This window comes from Parvularcula sp. IMCC14364, from assembly GCF_030758415.1.
GTDB lineage: Bacteria > Pseudomonadota > Alphaproteobacteria > Caulobacterales > Parvularculaceae > Aquisalinus.
Genome location: NZ_CP132334.1, coordinates 2,665,681 through 2,682,970, shown reverse-complemented (window position 1 = coordinate 2,682,970; position 17,290 = coordinate 2,665,681). Strand labels below are relative to the sequence as shown.

The window sequence follows — 17,290 nt, the reverse complement described above, 5'->3', positions numbered from 1 at the left end:
GTTCATTTTTGGCCTGCTGGTTCTGCTGACCATGATCGGGTTAGTATTGCCTGTCTGAGCCGCCGGGGCTGTCGCTTCTAAAGCCCGAACAGGTTGGGCAGGAAGGTGACAGTCTGCGGTACAAAGGTGATCAGCAACAGAACAGCCACTTCCACGAGAAAGAAAGGCAGGATGCGGGCGATAATCTTCGCCATACCCACCTGGGCGACATTCTCCACCACAAACAGGCACAGCCCGATCGGCGGCGTGATCAGGCCGATCATCAGATTGAAAATAACAATGATGCCGAAATGGGTGGGATCGATGCCGAGACTGACGGCGATCGGGTGCAGGATGGGCACCAGCACCAGCATTGCGGCAATGCCTTCCAGAAACAGCCCCACCAGCAGAAACAGGATGATCACCGCCAGCAGGAATGTCCATTGGGCGTCCACATAAAGCAGCACGAAGTCAGAGATCATGTTAGGCACACGGTTATAGGTCAGCAGCCAGTTGGCGGCAGCAACAGCCGCGATAATAATCATGATCACCGCTGCATCGCGCATGGCCCGCGCGAACACCCCCGGCAGGCGACCGGGCTTGATCTGGCGATAGACAAACAGGCCGATAAAAAGGGCACAGGCGACGGCAAAACTGGCCGCCTCTGTTGGCGTGACCACGCCAGCCAGGATCGTGCCGACAACAAAAACCGGCATCAGGAGCGGGATCACCGCCTCCAGAACGATTTTCCAGGCCGGGCCATGGTCCTCATCATCCGTGCCCCTGGCGTAGTCACCGGCGACGATCATCACATAGGCGGAAAGGAAGACCGCGAGGATCAGCCCCGGCACCACGCCGGCGAGAAACATCGCCGGGACGGAAACGCCCGTGACCGTCAGGGCATAGATGATCACCGGGATGGACGGGGGAATGATCGGGCCGATGACGGAAGAAGCGGCTGTCAGGGCAGCCGAGAAATCACGCGGATATCCACGCCGCTCCATTTCCGGAATGAAGATACGTCCCAGTGCAGAGGAATCAGCAATGGCAGAGCCGGAAAGCCCGGCGAAGATAACCGAGGCCCAGATATTCACCAGCGCCAGCCCAGCGCGCATCCGCCCGACCAGAAAACTGGCAAATGCGATGATCCGCCGGGTAATGCCGGATTCGTTCATCAGTTCACCAGCAAGAATGAATAAAGGGATCGCCAGTAGCGGGTAGGAATTCAGCCCGCCGAACATCTGCGTGGCGACAATGCGGATATGATAGGGAAATTCCCCCGTCGCCATGAAATACACAAGTGCTACCACGATGGCGAAAGCCACTGGCACGCCGATGACAAGTGCAGCGATCAACAGGGCATAAACCATCATCTCGCCCCTGTCTGTGTCGTCATGTGTGTGTCCGGGGCGGCTGGCACTGTGCCGCTGATCCGGTCGAAAAATTTCAGGAGCGCAGCAAGGCTAATCATCGCGCCGCCAAGGCACATGGCGAATTGCCAAGGATACATCTGGCCGAAAAAGGCAAGGGCGTCGATGCCCGTCGCCTCAGAAATGCTCCGGGCACTGCTGACAAGACCCGAAGATTCAATGTTGCCGCGGCGCTCGGCAAACAGCCAGCCGGAATAGCCCAGCATGGCTCCGGCGCCGACCATCACAATATCCACCCCGGCGTACACCCAGCGTTTCGCCGTTGCTGGCAGCGGATCCACAAAGATCGCGAGCCGGACATGCCTGTCCTGCAGATAGCCGAGCGCGCACCCGAACATGACGCCAAAAATGGCCAGATAGACCGGCAGTTCCTCACCCCATTCAAAGGACTTGCCAAAGGCATAGCGCCGGACCGCGTTGACGAACACGATCAGAAACATGAGGCCAAGGGAGAGTGCAGCGCCGATAGCAAACACCCTCTCTGCCACTTTCATCACGCTGCTGAGGAGCTTGCGCATGACCTCAGTCGCTGGCCGCGCTGACGGCTGCTTCAAGTCTGGTGATCCAGTCCGCATCGTCGCCCAGCTCCTGTTCCAGCCAGGCAATCACAGCAGGGCGCGCGCGGGCCCGGAACTGTCCCAGTTCTTCCTGCGTTGGAACATGCACCTCCATGCCTTCCTCGATGACGGTGGACAGGCTCTCTGCCGTATTGAACTGCTGGATCGCGCGGCTCATGGTCCCGGCAATGCGTGCCGCGCGGGCGACGACAGCCCGGTCTTTCTCCGGCAGGTATTGGTAGAATTCATCATTGATCAGAATAAAATCAACCGCGTAATTGTGGCCGTCAAGGATCATGTAGTCCTGCAACTTGTGCAGGTTGTTGTTATAGATTGTCCCGACGGGGTTCTCCTGGCCGTCAGCCACGCCGGTGGTGAGGGCATTGGGCAGTTCAGACCACGCAATCGGTGTGGGCTCTGCGCCAAGGGCCTTGACCATTTCGATATAGAGCGGAATGGGCTGTACCCTGATTTTCAAACCCTTGAGGTCCGCAGGTGTTTTCACCGGGCGTTTGCTGTTGGTGAAGTTGCGGAAGCCTGTTTCACCAAAGGCCAGCGTGCGCAGGCCTGTACGCTCCAGGCAGGTTGCTGCGAGTTCCGCCCCAAAAGGCCCGTCCAGAACATCCCATGCGACCGGCGCACTGGTAAAGGTGTAGGGTATGTCCAGCACATAGGCCGGCTTGCAAAGCTTTGAGAGGGCGGCAGACACAATCACAATCTGGGCTGTGCCTTCCTGAGCCTGTTGCACCAGATCATCTTCATCGCCCAGGGCTTTTGCGGGAAACAGCTGCACCGTGATATCTGTTTCATTCTCGACAATATTCTTGAAAATTTCCGCCGCGGCACCCTTTTTGGACTTCTGCCATTCTGCGCCATCCACATGCGCCAGACGGATGGTGATATCCCGCTGCGCCGCTGCCGGACTGACCAGTGCAGCGGATATCAGGATAAATATGATCGTGCGAACCAGGCCCCTCATGTGGTTCTCTCCCTTGTAGCTTTGGTGCAGCCTAGCCCAGGCCGTCCGGGGCTGACCAGAGGGCAAACGAGCGCACTGGCTCCGGGCTCCATTTTGCGGCAAACTGCCGGGATGACCAGAACAATCCTGATCTATGCCGTGGTGATGGCCGGGGCTGCTTTCCTGCTGGAATGGCTGGAATTCAGGCACCTGACCCACGCCTATTCCGCAGAGATTTACATCGTGCTGATCGCTGTAGGATTCACTGTGCTGGGGGCCTGGGTGGGGTATCAGCTGACGCGCCGGCGGGTGGCCGCTGGCTTTGAGCTGAACACGGCGGCGCTGAAGTCGCTCGGGGTCAGTGCCCGCGAACATGAAGTCTTGTCCTTGCTGGCAGACGGGCAGAGCAACAAGGAAATCGCGCGCAGTCTGGAAATTTCCCCGAATACAGTGAAAACGCATCTGGCAAATCTGTACGAGAAACTGTCGGTGCAGCGCCGCACACAGGCCATCCAGAAAGCGCGGGAGCTGGCGCTCATTCCCTGAAAAGCCACTCTGAACGGGTGAATATCGCCTGATCACCCGTTCGGGCGATAGATTTTCCGGGGGATAGCGGGCTTCGTAGGCGCTATCATGCCAAAAAAGGAGGGCACAGAAATGATACGTATCGCACTGACCTACGGCGCTATTGCCGGGGCCGTTATCATCACCAGTATGGTGATCGGGTTTGCGCTGTCTGACGGGAAGGGGTTCGGCTCGTCCCAGATACTTGGCTATCTGTTCATGATCGTGGCGCTGTCGCTGATCTTCATTGGCATCAAGCGCTATCGCGACAGGGATCTGGGTGGGGTAATCTCTTTTGGCAAGGCGTTTCAGCTGGGCCTGTTGATCTCGCTGGTGGCCAGCGTTGCCTACATCATCTGCTGGGAGGCGTATCTTGCCGCCACGGATTACAGCTTCATCACGACATATGTTGATGGCTTGCTGGCAAAATACGAAGCAGAGGGGATGCCGGCTGATGAGATTGCCCGCAAGGCAGAAGAGCTGCAGCAGATCAATGAGATGTACCAGAACCCGCTGACGCGCATCCTTATCACCTTTACGGAAATCTTTCCGGTCGCGCTGATCGTGACACTGGTGTCCGCCGCAATCCTGCGCAACCCGAAAGTGCTGCCAGCACGCGGTTAAGCTAAAACAAGCCTCTTGCTTGATTCTGTTTGCGTGCCCCGGCATAGAACCAGTCCCGGTTTTGTACCGGGCACGTTTTATTGAAGGCCCGACATGACGGAATCTGCCGAGACTATCAGACAGACTGTTGTCGAGCTGCTCTCTCATGTGAGTGGCTCGAAAGAGGTGCGCACCTATCTGCAGCGTTTTGCCGGGCTTGATGCCGAGCGTTTTGGCATTATCAAGATCGGCGGTGCAATTCTGGAAGAGCAGCTGGAAGAAACTGCCGCGGCACTTGCCTTCCTGCATCAGGTCGGATTGACACCCGTGGTGATCCATGGCGGCGGGCCGCAGCTGGACAGGGCGATGGCGGAAGCCGGGCTGGTACCGGAGAAGATCGACGGCTTGCGGGTCACAACCCCAGAGGTGCTGGAGGTGGCGCGCAAGGTCTTCCTTGCCCAGAATCTCAGGCTGGTCGAAGCGGTGCGCGCGCGGGGGGTTGAGGCGCATACGTTGAATGCCGGTGTTATTGAAGCTGATTATCTGGATCAGCAGCGCTTCGGGCTGGTGGGGCAGGCGACCGGTATCCAGCAGGATCTGATCCGCTCCGTGATTGCCTCCGGTGCAGTGCCGATCCTGACCTGCCTTGGCGTTACGCCGGGCGGGCAGATCGTCAATATCAATGGCGATGCGGTTGTCACGGCGCTGGTACATGTCCTGCAGCCGATGAAAATCATCTTCCTGTCCGGTGCCGGCGGCTTGCTGGATGACGGGGGTGAAATCATCGACACGATCAATCTGACCACTGATTACGAGCCGTTGATGCAGGCTGACTGGCTGCATTCCGGGATGCGTCTGAAGCTGGAGGAAATCCGCAAGCTGCTGGGGGATCTGCCGCTTGAAAGCTCGGTGTCGATCACCCGCCCGCAGGAGCTGGTGCGAGAGCTGTTTACCCATGGCGGCTCGGGCACCTATATCCGTCAGGGCGAGGGCATTGTTGAGTACACAGATCGCACCGCGATTGACGGTGTGCGCTTGAGTGCTCTTGTCGAAGAGAGTTTCAGTCGGCAACTGAAACCTGACTGGTGGGATGGTCTTGATCTGCGACAGGCAATTATCACCGAACAATATCGGGCTGCTGCGGTGGTGACGACCCTGCCGGGCGGGGGTGTGCCATATCTCGACAAGTTTGCGGTGGCAGAAAGCGCGCGGGGTGAAGGTCTCGCCAAGGGTGTATGGCAGCAGCTTGAACGGGCCGAACCACACTTTTTCCTCCGCTCCCGGAAAGATAATGGTTTCAATGATTTCTATCATAACCAGACGGACGGGGCTGTGCGCCGGGGGGAGTGGGTTGTCTTCTGGCGCGGCGATGTTGACCTTGTCTCTGCCGCGCAGACGATTGACCGGATAGCTGCATTGCCCGAGAGTTTTGACTGAGGGCAGGCCCGTCAGGGGATTTATCACTGTCTTGATTTTCCATGGCGAACGGCGACATGAAATTCTGCTATGCGCAGGTTCATTTTATCGGCTCTTTTCACGGCATTTTGCCTGTCTGTGGCTTCAGCACAGGCAAATGACAGCCGCGCTTTGCCGACCTTCGATAATGTAAAGGTTGGTGAGGCGCCGGGGGTATCCCGGGTGATCGTAATGTGTGGCCGGGCATGTGCCGCGCAAAAGCAGCCCGATGGGCGCTTTTATCTTTCAGGCGTGTCCGGCGCGCTGGATATTGATATGCGTGAGGCGGGAAAGTTCGTTTCTGCCCTGAATATACTTGATTTGCGCACCGGTGCTGTTCTGTCTGTCGATACAGCAGCACCGCCCATCCGTAGCGAAATTGCGCCATGTGGGCAGACGACAGTGTGCGTGGACTTTTATCATCCGGCGGGGACGGTTTCCCCGGATGTTGCCCCTGCTTCCCTGCAGGGAAATACCCAAACACGGCAAGCGTCCGCCCCTGAAATGGCGCGAAGGGCTGCACCAGAGCAGAGCGCCCCGGCCCAGCGGTCGCGCGCTTTGGGTGATGAGGTAAAGTCTCATCAAGAGACTGTGGCGCACAAGCAAAAAACGGCGCTGCTTGAGATGCCTGCTGATACGCAGGCCTGCACAGCCTATTATCAGCGACTGCAGCAGAATGGCTGGGATATGGCCGCTTACAAGAAGGTTGCCCTTTGTGCTGCATCTGCCGGTGATATAGCCCGCGCACGTGATCTTTTTGAGCGCTATCTGAAGGCCTTCCCGGATGATGCAGAGGCTGTCTCTGCCTATGCCAGTCTCGCCCCGGCAAAGCGGAATGTGGGCGCTGCTGCGGAGCATAACATGCGCTATGGCTTTTGACGGCTGCAAACCCTATAGTTTGGCATTGAATTAAAGAGGATACGGACGAATGCAGCGTTTTGGGATCAATGGCTGGCGGGTCGAGGACATGCCGGATGTGTCGGGCAGGCGCTATGCCATTACAGGCGGGAATAGCGGGATCGGCTTTGAAGCGGCGCGTGTTCTTGCCGGTGCCGGGGCAGAGGTTATCATCCTCTGCCGTAGTCCGGAAAAAGCCGACAAGGCTGTCGCCCAAATCAAGGCAGAAGCCCCACAAGCTGATATTCGCGCGATCGGACTTGATCTTGCCGACCTGTCTTCTGTGGCACAGGCAGCCAGCCTGCTGACGAAAGAGACAGACAGCATTGATGGCCTGCTGCTCAATGCCGGGATCATGATGCCGCCCAAGCGTGAAGTGACGCAGGACGGGTTTGAAATGCAGATCGGTGTCAATCATCTTGGGCATTTTGCGCTTGCCGGTCAGTTGTTCCCGCTGGTGGAAAAGGCGCAAGGGCGCATTGTCAGCGTCGCAAGTATTGCCCATAAATATGGGCGCAAGCGGATCAATTTCAAGGATCTGCAATCAGAGAAATCCTATAATCCTGTTCTGGCCTATTCGCAGAGCAAACTGGCCAACCTTCTTTTCACTCATGCAGTGAGCAGACGCCTGAAAAAGGCGGACAGTGCTGTTGTCGCGGCCGCCTGCCACCCCGGCTATTCTGCGACCAACCTGCAGTTTACCGGGCCTGGCAAACTGTGGAAGCCTGCCTTTGGCCTGATGAATATCATCTTCGCCCAGAGCGCAAAATACGGTGCCTACCCCACATTGTTGGCGGCAACAGACCCGAAAGCCAGGAGCGGCGGCTATTATGGCCCGACCGGTTTTCAGGATATGGGTGGCCCGGTCCGCGAGACAGAACCTGAAACTTTTGCCCGCGACAATAAAGCCGCCGATCAACTCTGGCAGGTATCCGAAGAACTGACCCGTTTTTCTTGGTAAACAGATTATTAGCTTTGTTATCAAACTGGATAAATGATCGTTATCATCTGACGATCAACAAAAACTCAACTTTTAGTATGTAAGAGCCTTCTCATACGTTTCTTTTTCTCAAGGGAGCAGGGCATATGAAAGGTATCGTTTTTACCGAGTTGATGGAACTTGTTGAGGATGCGCAGTCGCCTGCCTTTCTTCAGGAAGCCATCAATGAAGCCGACCTCCCGTCGGGTGGGGCTTATACGTCAGTTGGGACCTATCCCGTTTGCGAGATGGGGGCACTGGTTCAGGCCTTATCCCAGAAGATGAGTGTGCCTGTAACTGATTTGATGAAAACATTCGGCAAGCATCTTTTCGGACGATTTGCGCATATCTATCCGCAGTTTTTTGCCGACAGTTCGGATGCATTCAGTTTTCTGGCCTCCATTGAGGATCATATCCACAAGGAAGTGCTGAAGTTATATCCTGATGCTGAACTGCCGTCATTTGAAGTGACAGAGCATAGCGCGAACCGTTTTGTGATGATCTATAATTCCAGCCGGCACCTTGGTGATGTCTGTGAGGGGTTGATTGTTGGTTGTCTTGAGTATTTTGCCGAGCCAGCCAGCGTGACCAGAAAAGTCCTGGCAGACGACGCTGTATCCCGCATTGAATTCACCATTGTGAAGAACTGATATGTCAGAAAGCCTTTCAACATATGAAGCCATAGCGCGCCGTGAAAAAGCCGGGCGTAAAGCTGCCGAAACGCTTCTCGAAAGCAAGAGCCGAGAATTATACAACAAACATGTTGAGTTACAGAAGAATACTGAGCAGCTGGAATATTCCAATTCTATTCTGTCAGGCATCATGGCAACAGTTCCGGACAGTATCATTCTTTGCACAAAGGAATTTGTTGTCGAAGGCGTAAACAAGGCTGCTGAAGACTTGTTGCAGGTGAGCGCTGCGGATATTCACGGCATACATCTTGACAGTATTCTGTCCGGACTTGGCAGCAGGCTTGAAGATTTGCAGCAGGGGCATTTTCTGTTTGAGCAGGAGTATGTCAAATCGGGTGGTAGCTTTACAGTCCCGGTGGAAGTCAGGGGATATAAGGGGCCTGTTGGCAGCAATATCCATTATCTTCTGGTCTTCAATGATATCAGTACGAGACTGAAGGCAGAAAAAGCACGTACTCAGATGGCGCAGCAGATTGATGAGGCACGCCGGCTTGAAGCTATTGGTGCATTGTCCAGTGGCATAGCTCATGAAATCAATACGCCCATTCAGTTCATTGGCGATAACCTTGATTATCTGGTGGATGGTCTTGGCAAGATATATAAGTCGTATGCTCTCTATGAGGCTCTGCGGAAAGTTGTTTCCGGTTCCGGCATTCTGGATTTCACCTCGGAAATTCAGCAGATCAATGAGTATAACAGCACCATCTGCCTTGAGTCTCTTGTCAGTGAGATCGGGGAAGCGCTTGCTGAATCGCGAGATGGTATCCGGCAAGTCAGGGATATTGTCCTTCTGATGAAGGATTTTGCGCATCCGGGCACCGGGGATGACGATGAGACGGATCTGAATATTGTTATTGAAAATGTCATCCGGATATGTCGCAGCAGACACAAGACCGTCGCAGATATTAAGCTGGAACTGGACGAGAACCTGCCCAAAATACTGTGCCGTAAGGGGCAGGTGCAGCAGGTTCTTCTGAACATCGTCATTAATGCCATCGATGCTGTGGCAGACACTGAATCGGGTTATGGTCGTATCCGTATTCAAACAATGTCCAGCGAAAATTATGTATCTGTATTGATCAGCGATACAGGCGCGGGCATTCCCGATTCGTTGCGCCAGAAGATTTTTGACCCGTTCTTTACGACCAAGCCTGTTGGCAAAGGCACCGGGCAAGGGCTTGCCCTTGCCAAGGATTGCATCATCAAGGGACATGACGGGAAACTGACGCTTGTCGATATTCCCGGTTACGCAACCACGTTCCTCATTTGCTTGCCGATACAAAATAATCTGCTTACTAATCTTTATGGAGATGTAGAAAATGCCAGTGCCGCCTGAGAAAATTCTTCTTGTCGATGATGAACCGCGCCTGCTTGCCGGGTTGCGTCGGCGCATGTCCATGGATTTCAATATCATTACTGCCGAACGGGGCGCGAAGGCGCTTGAGTTGATTGCCGAGCATGATGACATTGGCGTTATTGTGGCTGACATGAAAATGCCGGAGATGAACGGTATTGAGTTGCTGAAGCGTGTCCGGGCAGAAGCGCCTGATATTCGCCGGATCATGCTGACCGGGAACTCTGATGAAGAGACAGCCATTGCCGCCGTGAATGAGGGGCAGGTGATGCGCTTCCTGCGTAAGCCGTGTGAAGCAGATGTGCTGAAAGAGGCGATCAGTCACGCCTTGAGCGATTATCAGTTCGCCAGGCAGAAGGCGGCGGAAGCAGGTGATCAGCTAGCTGATAATGTGCCAGCTGAAGCCGCACGGGACGCATTTCTGGCCATGATGAATCATGAGCTGCGTACACCGCTTAATCATATTATTGGTTTGGCGCATGTTCTGGAAGGTGACCATGGCGGGGTCAGTAATAATGATGCCGATTCAATCGCGCTCCTGTCGCAGATCAGAGAGAGCGGCAGCGACATGCTGCTGCTTGTCAACCGGATGCTTGAATTTGCGCGGCTGCGATCTGAACAGAGCAATGAAAAGCCCAGCGCTTTTGACCTGATTGCCTGCCTGCAATGGGAGATCAATGCCCTGCGCCCGAAGCTCAAGGCAAAACGCATCACCATTTCGCTGGACAGCCTCCGCCGCCATGTTGATGTTTTTGCCCATAAGCCTGAAATCACGATAGCCATGCGGGAATTGCTCAGTAATGCACTGAAATTCAATCGTCCAAATGGGCATATCAGTGTCATGGTCAAGACCGGGCCGGATTGCGTGCTGGTGCGGGTGGCGGATACAGGCGTTGGTATTCCGGAGGCCGTACTGAAGGATGTGTGCGAACCATTCAAACAAGGTGACAGTTCCCTGTCCCGTGAACATGACGGGATCGGCCTTGGACTGGCGCTGGTTTCGACGGTTGCCAAGGCAAACCATGGCTCCCTTGAAATCACGTCGAATGATGCTGCCGGGACGAGTGTTGTCATGTCCTTGCCGCGTGCTGAGGAAAATGTCGCTCGCGTTGCCTGAGGGCTGTGGGTTACCATTCTATCTTCTCCCCGTCATAGGCGAAAAAGCCGCCGCTTTGTGACGGGCTTTTCTGGTCCATGACCTGCAGTAACTGCCGGGCGCTCTCAGCCGGGGTGAATTTTTCATATGCCGTGGTGAAGTCACTGCTCAGGGCTGTGTCCACAGTCCCTGGATGCAGGGCAAGGCAGACCGATGAAGGTCGGCTGCGGGCTACATCAATAGCGGTTGTACGGACAATCTGGTTCAGGGCGGCCTTGGCGGCGCGGTAGGAAATCCAGCCGCCCAGGCGGTTATCGCTGATGGAGCCGACCCGTGCGGACAGGAACGCCAGTACTGACTTGCTGTCTCGGGGCAATAGCGGCGCGAAATGGCGTGCGACCAGCGCCGGCCCGAGGGCGTTGATGGCGAAGACTTCTGACATGTCGGCCATATCGAGATGGCGGATGCTTTTTTCCGGTCCCTTGCCAGCCGGGGCGAGGATGCCACTGGCGACGAATACCAGATCGGCTGTGCCATGATTTTTTTTCACCTGCGCCGCAGCGTCGGCGATGCTGGCCGAGTCCGTCAGGTCCAGCGCCGGGGCGCTTTCGCGGGACAGGGCGACGAGGGTGCCGCAACGCGGATTTTTTTTCAGCTCGGCGCAGGCCGCGCTGCCGATGCCGCCACTGGCCCCGATGACAATGGCGGTGAACTTATCGCGCAGACTTTCCATGGTGCCTGCCTAATAGACCGCCGGGACGCCGATCAGCAGCGGATGCAGCCAGATCATGAAGATGACATAGGCAGCGAGCCCGCCAAACAGGGCCACACCGTCATAGACCATGGGGCGGGCCCCAACCGTCGCGCCGGCCACGCCGCGTTTTTTCAGGGAAATCCGGTCGAGAATGGCCCAGACGAGAAACCCGCCAAACAGCAGGACTTCATGCAATAACCCGTTGCTGAACAAGTGGGCGAGGGCCCAGATTTTTATTGCCAGCAGCATCGGGTGCCGGGTGAACGCGGCAATGCGCCCCGGCAGGCCATAAGCAACCAGCAGGATGAATACCGGGATCATCAACTCTGCGGTAAAATTGGCGAGCCAGGCTGGCGGCACGTATAGGGACACCGGCGCCTGCCGGGCGAGGCCGAACCCCCAGATGATGAGGCCAAGGCCAAGGAAAGAGCCGAGTGAAAACAGTCCCTTGTAGCCGCCCGCACCAAAGCGCTCATGCAGGCTGGCGCGCAAGCCCGGCATCGCCGGAATTCGGTGAACGCCGAGAAAAAGGATCAGCCCGATGATAAGCGGCAGGTGAGACATGGTGCACTCCAGTGATTTTTTTTGGAGTATAACCGGCGTCACCCCTGGCGGCTATGGTTGCTGCTTTTGGTGATGGCGCCGTGCTGCCTGTTTTATGGCGGCAGTTCGGGACAGGGCCGTGCGCAGGGATTTCAGGCTGTTGCGGGCCTGGGCCGGCAATGTTTCGCGGGCAAGCAGCAGGTCGATATTGTCAAGATCTGTGCTCTCGACATCTGTGCCCTCACAGGGATTTTGATCCAGCAGCACCTCAAGCTCCGCGTCTGCCGGGGAAGAAGCGAAAGGGGCTGGTGCCGGACCGGCAGCTGCGCGGGCAGTGTGTCCGGCGCTCTGGGCAGAATTTTTTTTCTGCAGATTTTTCTGCGGCTTTTTTGGGGCCTTTTTCTGCATATTTTTCTGGGTCTTCCGGTGACGCGGCGTCTTGCGCGACTGGTTGCGCTGTTCTGCGTTGCCCTGATTTTCCCTTGCGTGGTCTGGGGCGGTGGAAACCGGCCTTGTGGGAGAAGCCGGAGTGGCGGGGATCGGGTGCTCCCCGGTTTGTGCCTTTTCCGCCTGCAGCCGGTCAAAGGCAGCCCCTGCTTTTTCGTCCCGCTCATGCAGGCGGCTCACCCGGCCAATCAGCTCCTCATGCATGGTGAAAAGGTGCTGATAGCCACGGATAATGCTGGTCACCATGCGGGTCTTGTCCAGCACCTGTTTGACGCGTTTTTCCTCGACGCTTTCCTGCTCGCTGCACAAGCCCATCACCTGGCGCGAGAGCCGGTCGAGCATCAATTCGCTGTACTCAATGCGCTGCAGGGTCTGGCCGGAGGCTTCGCGTAAGGCGCGCACCGGATCAGTGCCGGAAATATAGCTCTCCCGGTCCGCTTCCGCCGTCAGGTTTTGGCGTCGCCATTGGGCTGTTTCTTCATCTACCGGATAGGCGGCCGTGAACGCGGCGGCGTCTTCCGGCAGCATTTCAGTATCTGCCGGGTAAGCGGAGAGGTCACCCTCCGGGATGATGGTATCGCTTTCGGGCGGGCTGATCTCAGAGTCATACATGCACGCATCTCCTGCTGGATTTATCTCGAGGGGCAGCATGTTAAGGGCTGGCAGAAGGGGGCCCATAAGTTTTTCGGGGGGGTAGGCTCTCAGCGCTAATTAAAGCCGTTTAATTAGCGCTGAGAGCGAGTGACTCAGAGCCTGATCCAAAAGTATCTGGGTGATTTCAACGACTTATGATTCTCTTTGTTTGCTTAAGACACGGAGGATCAGATGAGTTGGAATGAAACCACCCGCACATATTATGACCGCAGTTTCCTGCGCTATGCAAGTGATCTGACGGACGACGAATGGGCTTTGATTGAACCTGAAATACCTCTTCCAAATCGGATGGGGCGTCCTCGCAAGTGGCCGATGCGGGAGATCATGAACGCCTTGTTGTATATCGCGTCTACTGGCTGCCAATGGCGCATGTTACCAAGGGATTTCCCGCCTTTTTCGACGGTTCAGAAATATTTTTATTGGTGGCGTGATGACAGATTGCTGGAAAAGATCAATCACCGCCTGCTGTTTGAATGCCGCGAAGCACACGGCAGAAGCCCACACCCCAGCGCAGGTGTGATCGATAGCCAGTCGGTTAAAACCACAGAAAGTGGCGGTATTACTGGCTTTGACGCGGGCAAAAATATAAAAGGCCGCAAGCGGCATATTCTGACGGATACGGAAGGCTTTCTGGTGACAGCACTTGTGCATGCCGCGGATGTACAGGATCGCGACGGCGCACCAGCGGTGTTGATGGAAGCGCGAGACAAATTTCCATGGCTTCGCCATATCTTTGCCGATGGTGGCTATGCGGGAGATAAGCTAAAGCGCAAACTTAAAAAAGTCGGTCCATTCCGGATGGAAATCATCAAGCGATCCGATAAAATGAAAGGCTTTAAAGTCCTGCCCCGGCGATGGGTCGTAGAACGCACATTCGCATGGTTAGGGCGATCACGCCGTCTCGCCAAGGATTGGGAACGATGCTGGACCTCAGCTATCGCATGGCTATTCATGGCTCACATCCGTATCGCAACAAGACGACTGGCAAGAGCATGTTTCATATGAAAGACTTTTGATTCAGACTCTCAAGTAGCGGTTTCTTCCGTACTGAAGTATGGTCTTTGGGAATGGATAAAAGAGAGGGTGTTGTGTTAAAGTCAGCGCTTCTTGCCAGTTTAGTCTTATTGCAACTGCCGCATTCAGAAATGTCAGAGTGGTGCAAAGCTGATATGGGCAGGAGTAACTTAATCATTTCCTGCAAGTGGGGAACAAACGATCAAGATAATTTATCCGGTTCGCCGGGGGGGGATGTAATTTCAGGTAAGTATGGTGATGATGTCATTCTTGGTTTGCGTGGTCCAGATCATCTTTTTGGCGGAAGTGGTTATGATAGGATTTTCGGAGGTGAGGATAATGATTATGTTGAAGGTGGAGGCGGCGATGATGACTTGCACGGCGACGAAGGAGCTGACACTTTAAGGGGGCAATTTGGTAATGATCGTCTGTCGGGTGGGTTGGGGCCTGACCTTTTATTAGGTGGTGAGGGAGTCGATCTGCTCTTCGGCGGGGAGGATGATGATACTCTTTATGGAAATAGGGCTGCCGATGTCTTGTTCGGTGAAGAAGGTGACGATCTGTTATACGGTGGGCGGAATAATGACATTATCTTTGGTGGACCAGGTAATGACTTCTTATCTGGTATGGGGGGCGCGGATACTTTCCTTTATGAGCCTGGTTCAGGTCAGGATATTATTGTAGACTTTAGTGCTAATGATGCTCTTGATTTGTCAAGGTTTGGCTTCTCTACAGTTGAGATTGCTATGGCTTTTATGAATGAAGTTGATGGAGACATTATTTTTGTATACAAAGGTGCTGAACTATTAATTTCTAATTACAAACTTTCAAAAATTGCGAATCAAATTTTTGTTCTCGATCCGGCGTAAGTCGAACTGTCAGATTGAGTCAAAAAGGTATTTTCAAGGGCAAAGTAAATGGGAACCCTGGTCTGTTTCACCAAGTCCATATTTTCAGGATCTATTAGAGCTTTGCAGCCTACAGCTATTCCGGCGAATTTGGATTCGCCACGCATTATTTCTTTAACATGTTTTATAAACATTGGTTGTCCATATCGTTCTATTTCTGCCTCTTGGGCGATGATTTCAACTTGATTAGCTTCGCAACATGCTTCCAGAAGTATATGTTGAGAGCTGGTGCTAACATTTTTCCCCCCTCTGATGTACTTGAGGAAGGACTTGTGCTTACTGACACGTGACCTGAGATCACCATGTACATCCAGGGCAAGATAATTATTATAGTCTTTAGTTGAGGTTATATCTCCGGAAGGGCCAAAGCGGAAATCAAATGATATTCTAGTTGTTTTTGTTTTATTCTTTAGGGATGCATGAAGTACAGTAGAACCAAATACAGCTATTTGCTCTTTTGCAGGCAAAACAATGGAAGGCTCGTAACCAAGCAGATCGAAGTCTTTTTGCAATAATTCTGGACTATTTGTATAGTGATTAAGTAACTTGTTGTTATGTTCGAGACTTTGGAGAGTTTCAAATGTTGCCCCAGCAACTACCCCTTGAAGGGGTACCCATGCAGTAAAAAATTCTTTACCGTGCCCATACCAGTAATCTGTATGCCAGCTTGTTCCGTGACTTTCGGGCTTGAAAATTCTGGGGGTTGGTTGGGATTGGATAATGAATTTTCCTCTTGGAATGGCGTATGCTTCGCAGAGTTCACTAGCCAGTTGTGCGTATACCTTCCTGAATTTACTGGTGGAAAAAAAATCCATCAAATCCCTTCTGGAAGGTTCGTGCGATGAAAGGCTATCCCTCCTTTTTAAAAGATCCAGCCATAATTCCTCGAAGGTTTTCCTGTGTCGGGTGTTTATGTATGTCACAATATCTGAGGTATAACTGCCAAACATACATCTTTGTCCCTATTGATACCCGCGAACACTTTATGATTGACACTCATGAGCAATACACCCCTAAGGAATTAAAAAAGCAAGTAGATTTTTGGGAAAAAGTCATTTTCTGCCGATGGAATTGGAAAAACACCCCGTTTAGAAACGTGAGACGTATGTGCCATGACTAAAGATCAAACTACCAACGAGAATGGAGATAGTTCGCAAGCTAATAATGGTACACCTGTTCTGGAGCTTGGCTTGGCTAAAGGTGTCCCTGTCCAGCAACTCAGCCGTGCTCCAAATTTTGGCGCATTGGGTTGGCGCGAGACGATGCGCACGACTGGTCTCTCGGTAGAGCCTGAACTGGAACTTGATCCTGAGAAGGTAAGGAAAACTTATTCCTTGGGACATTTCTTCCACGAAAAACATCATTCATATTATGGCATGCCATGGGTGATGGGAAAAGTTTACTTTGATTTACTTAAAATCAGAGGTCTGATGAAAAATCATAAAGTTCTAGATGCTGGCTGTGGTGCAGGTCGTATTGGTATACATCTTATAGATTACTTGGATCGAGGAAACTATCATGGTTTCGATAGCCACAGGCCTTCTTTAGACGCTTTTTCTGCATATGAAGTACCCTTGAGAGACTTGCAGAATAAAAGCCCGAACATATATGAAGACTATATGTTCAGTGTAGAGGGTATTGGGGTTAAGTTTGATTACATTCTTGATTTTTCTACAACAATTCATATTGAAGAAAATTTTCGCAGGGATATTTATCTTAAATTTCGCGATGCTCTTGCCCCTGGGGGGAGTATCATCTCTGCCCCTGGGACCATATTATTCCAGCAGCCCGAATTGAAGTCACTTGGATTTTACCATAGCCATAGACGACGACTGAAGGTGGAAGGTCTTGAAGAGTTTCATCGGGCTAAGGGAAAAAAAAGGTCGGAATATACATCTTGGAATGAAATTCAGACCCGTTCATCCTGATTGTACGCTTTGTAGCGGGTTACGGCTTCCTTGATGATTTCTTCGAGGGTCATGTCCATTGTGCCATTGGCAATGGACTGCTCTATCATCTGCTCAAAAGCGGCTTTGGAGGCTTCGCGCAAGGCGCGCACCGGATCAGTGCCGGAAATATAGCTCTCCCGGTCCGCTTCCGCCGTCAGGTTCTGTTGTCGCCATTGGGCTGTTTCTTCATCCACCGGATAGGCGGCCGTGAACGCGGCGGCGTCTTCCGGCAGCATTTCAGTATCTGCCGGGTCAGCGGAGAGATCACTCTCCGGGATGATGGTATCGCTTTCGGGCGGGCTGATCTCAGAGTCATACATGCACGCATCTCCTGCTGGATTTATCTCGAGGGGCAGCATGTTAAGGGCTGGCAGAAGGGGGCCCATAAGTTTTTTTTGGGGGGGTAGGCTCTCAGCGCCAATTAAAGCCTGTGCGTTCAATGGGTCGTCGCAACACA

19 protein-coding genes are annotated in these 17,290 nt (G+C 53.6%); 11 read left to right on the top strand and 8 right to left on the bottom strand.

What is annotated here, in order from left to right:
- Positions 1-77: 77 nt before the first annotated feature.
- The 3 genes from RAL90_RS12460 to RAL90_RS12450 are packed head-to-tail and all read right to left on the bottom strand — an operon-like array spanning position 78 to position 2,945.
- Positions 78-1,352, bottom strand: a complete 1,275-nt coding sequence (locus tag RAL90_RS12460) for a TRAP transporter large permease (RefSeq protein ID WP_306251100.1) — start codon at positions 1,350-1,352, stop codon at positions 78-80.
- Positions 1,349-1,927, bottom strand: a complete 579-nt coding sequence (locus RAL90_RS12455; RefSeq protein WP_306251097.1) for a TRAP transporter small permease — start codon at positions 1,925-1,927, stop codon at positions 1,349-1,351. Before RAL90_RS12455 ends, RAL90_RS12460 begins: the two co-directional genes overlap by 4 nt.
- A gap of 4 nt (positions 1,928-1,931) precedes the next feature.
- Positions 1,932-2,945 carry a DctP family TRAP transporter solute-binding subunit gene (locus tag RAL90_RS12450; protein ID WP_306251095.1) on the bottom strand — a complete coding sequence of 338 codons (1,014 nt, stop codon included), beginning with the start codon at positions 2,943-2,945 and terminating at the stop codon, positions 1,932-1,934.
- Between the two features lie 111 nt (positions 2,946-3,056).
- Here RAL90_RS12450 and RAL90_RS12445 point away from each other — a divergent pair, with 111 nt between their 5' ends.
- The 8 genes from RAL90_RS12445 (at position 3,057) to RAL90_RS12410 (ending at position 10,585) form a co-directional block, all read left to right on the top strand.
- Entirely contained in the window at positions 3,057-3,470 is a 414-nt protein-coding gene (locus RAL90_RS12445) for a response regulator transcription factor (protein ID WP_306251093.1), read from the top strand.
- A 111-nt stretch (positions 3,471-3,581) separates the two neighbouring features.
- Positions 3,582-4,112, top strand: coding sequence for a DUF4199 domain-containing protein (locus RAL90_RS12440; protein ID WP_306251091.1), 531 nt, complete (start codon positions 3,582-3,584; stop codon positions 4,110-4,112).
- Positions 4,113-4,205: 93 nt separating this feature from the next.
- Positions 4,206-5,528, top strand: coding sequence for an acetylglutamate kinase (locus tag RAL90_RS12435; protein WP_306251089.1), 1,323 nt, complete (start codon positions 4,206-4,208; stop codon positions 5,526-5,528).
- Between the two features lie 69 nt (positions 5,529-5,597).
- On the top strand, positions 5,598-6,425 hold the full coding sequence (locus RAL90_RS12430) for a tetratricopeptide repeat protein (RefSeq protein ID WP_306251088.1): 828 nt from the start codon (positions 5,598-5,600) through the stop codon (positions 6,423-6,425).
- A 49-nt stretch (positions 6,426-6,474) separates the two neighbouring features.
- Positions 6,475-7,404: an oxidoreductase gene (locus RAL90_RS12425; protein WP_306251086.1), complete on the top strand. Its 930-nt coding sequence runs from the start codon at positions 6,475-6,477 to the stop codon at positions 7,402-7,404.
- Positions 7,405-7,529: 125 nt separating this feature from the next.
- The gene (locus RAL90_RS12420) at positions 7,530-8,072 is read left to right on the top strand and encodes a heme NO-binding domain-containing protein (RefSeq protein WP_306251083.1); all 543 of its coding nucleotides are present in this window, start codon (positions 7,530-7,532) and stop codon (positions 8,070-8,072) included.
- Between the two features lies 1 nt (position 8,073).
- Positions 8,074-9,450, top strand: a complete 1,377-nt coding sequence (locus RAL90_RS12415) for an ATP-binding protein (RefSeq protein WP_306251081.1) — start codon at positions 8,074-8,076, stop codon at positions 9,448-9,450.
- Positions 9,434-10,585 (top strand): hybrid sensor histidine kinase/response regulator, encoded by a 1,152-nt coding sequence (locus tag RAL90_RS12410; protein ID WP_306251079.1) that lies wholly within the window; start codon positions 9,434-9,436, stop codon positions 10,583-10,585. Before RAL90_RS12415 ends, RAL90_RS12410 begins: the two co-directional genes overlap by 17 nt.
- Before the next feature lie 10 nt (positions 10,586-10,595).
- Here RAL90_RS12410 and RAL90_RS12405 read toward each other — a convergent pair whose 3' ends face one another.
- The 3 genes from RAL90_RS12405 to RAL90_RS12395 are packed head-to-tail and all read right to left on the bottom strand — an operon-like array spanning position 10,596 to position 12,920.
- Entirely contained in the window at positions 10,596-11,297 is a 702-nt protein-coding gene (locus tag RAL90_RS12405) for an SDR family NAD(P)-dependent oxidoreductase (protein WP_306251077.1), read from the bottom strand.
- 9 nt (positions 11,298-11,306) lie between these two features.
- Complete coding sequence (locus tag RAL90_RS12400) at positions 11,307-11,882, bottom strand: NnrU family protein (protein WP_306251075.1); 576 nt, start codon at positions 11,880-11,882, stop codon at positions 11,307-11,309.
- 51 nt (positions 11,883-11,933) lie between these two features.
- Positions 11,934-12,920, bottom strand: coding sequence for a hypothetical protein (locus tag RAL90_RS12395; RefSeq protein ID WP_306251073.1), 987 nt, complete (start codon positions 12,918-12,920; stop codon positions 11,934-11,936).
- Between the two features lie 213 nt (positions 12,921-13,133).
- Here RAL90_RS12395 and RAL90_RS12390 point away from each other — a divergent pair, with 213 nt between their 5' ends.
- Entirely contained in the window at positions 13,134-13,967 is an 834-nt protein-coding gene (locus RAL90_RS12390) for an IS5 family transposase (protein ID WP_306249540.1), read from the top strand.
- A 62-nt stretch (positions 13,968-14,029) separates the two neighbouring features.
- Positions 14,030-14,845, top strand: a complete 816-nt coding sequence (locus RAL90_RS12385) for a calcium-binding protein (protein WP_306251072.1) — start codon at positions 14,030-14,032, stop codon at positions 14,843-14,845.
- Here the strand turns inward: RAL90_RS12385 and RAL90_RS12380 are convergent.
- On the bottom strand, positions 14,818-15,699 hold the full coding sequence (locus tag RAL90_RS12380; protein ID WP_306251070.1) for a hypothetical protein: 882 nt from the start codon (positions 15,697-15,699) through the stop codon (positions 14,818-14,820). The two genes, RAL90_RS12385 and RAL90_RS12380, sit on opposite strands and share 28 nt — an antisense overlap.
- 297 nt (positions 15,700-15,996) lie before the next feature.
- On the opposite strand from RAL90_RS12380, the gene RAL90_RS12375 reads away from it, so the two are divergent.
- Complete coding sequence (locus RAL90_RS12375) at positions 15,997-16,812, top strand: class I SAM-dependent methyltransferase (protein ID WP_306251068.1); 816 nt, start codon at positions 15,997-15,999, stop codon at positions 16,810-16,812.
- Here the strand turns inward: RAL90_RS12375 and RAL90_RS12370 are convergent.
- On the bottom strand, positions 16,794-17,153 hold the full coding sequence (locus RAL90_RS12370; RefSeq protein WP_306251066.1) for a hypothetical protein: 360 nt from the start codon (positions 17,151-17,153) through the stop codon (positions 16,794-16,796). The genes RAL90_RS12375 and RAL90_RS12370 overlap by 19 nt on opposite strands.
- Positions 17,154-17,290: the final 137 nt, after the last annotated feature.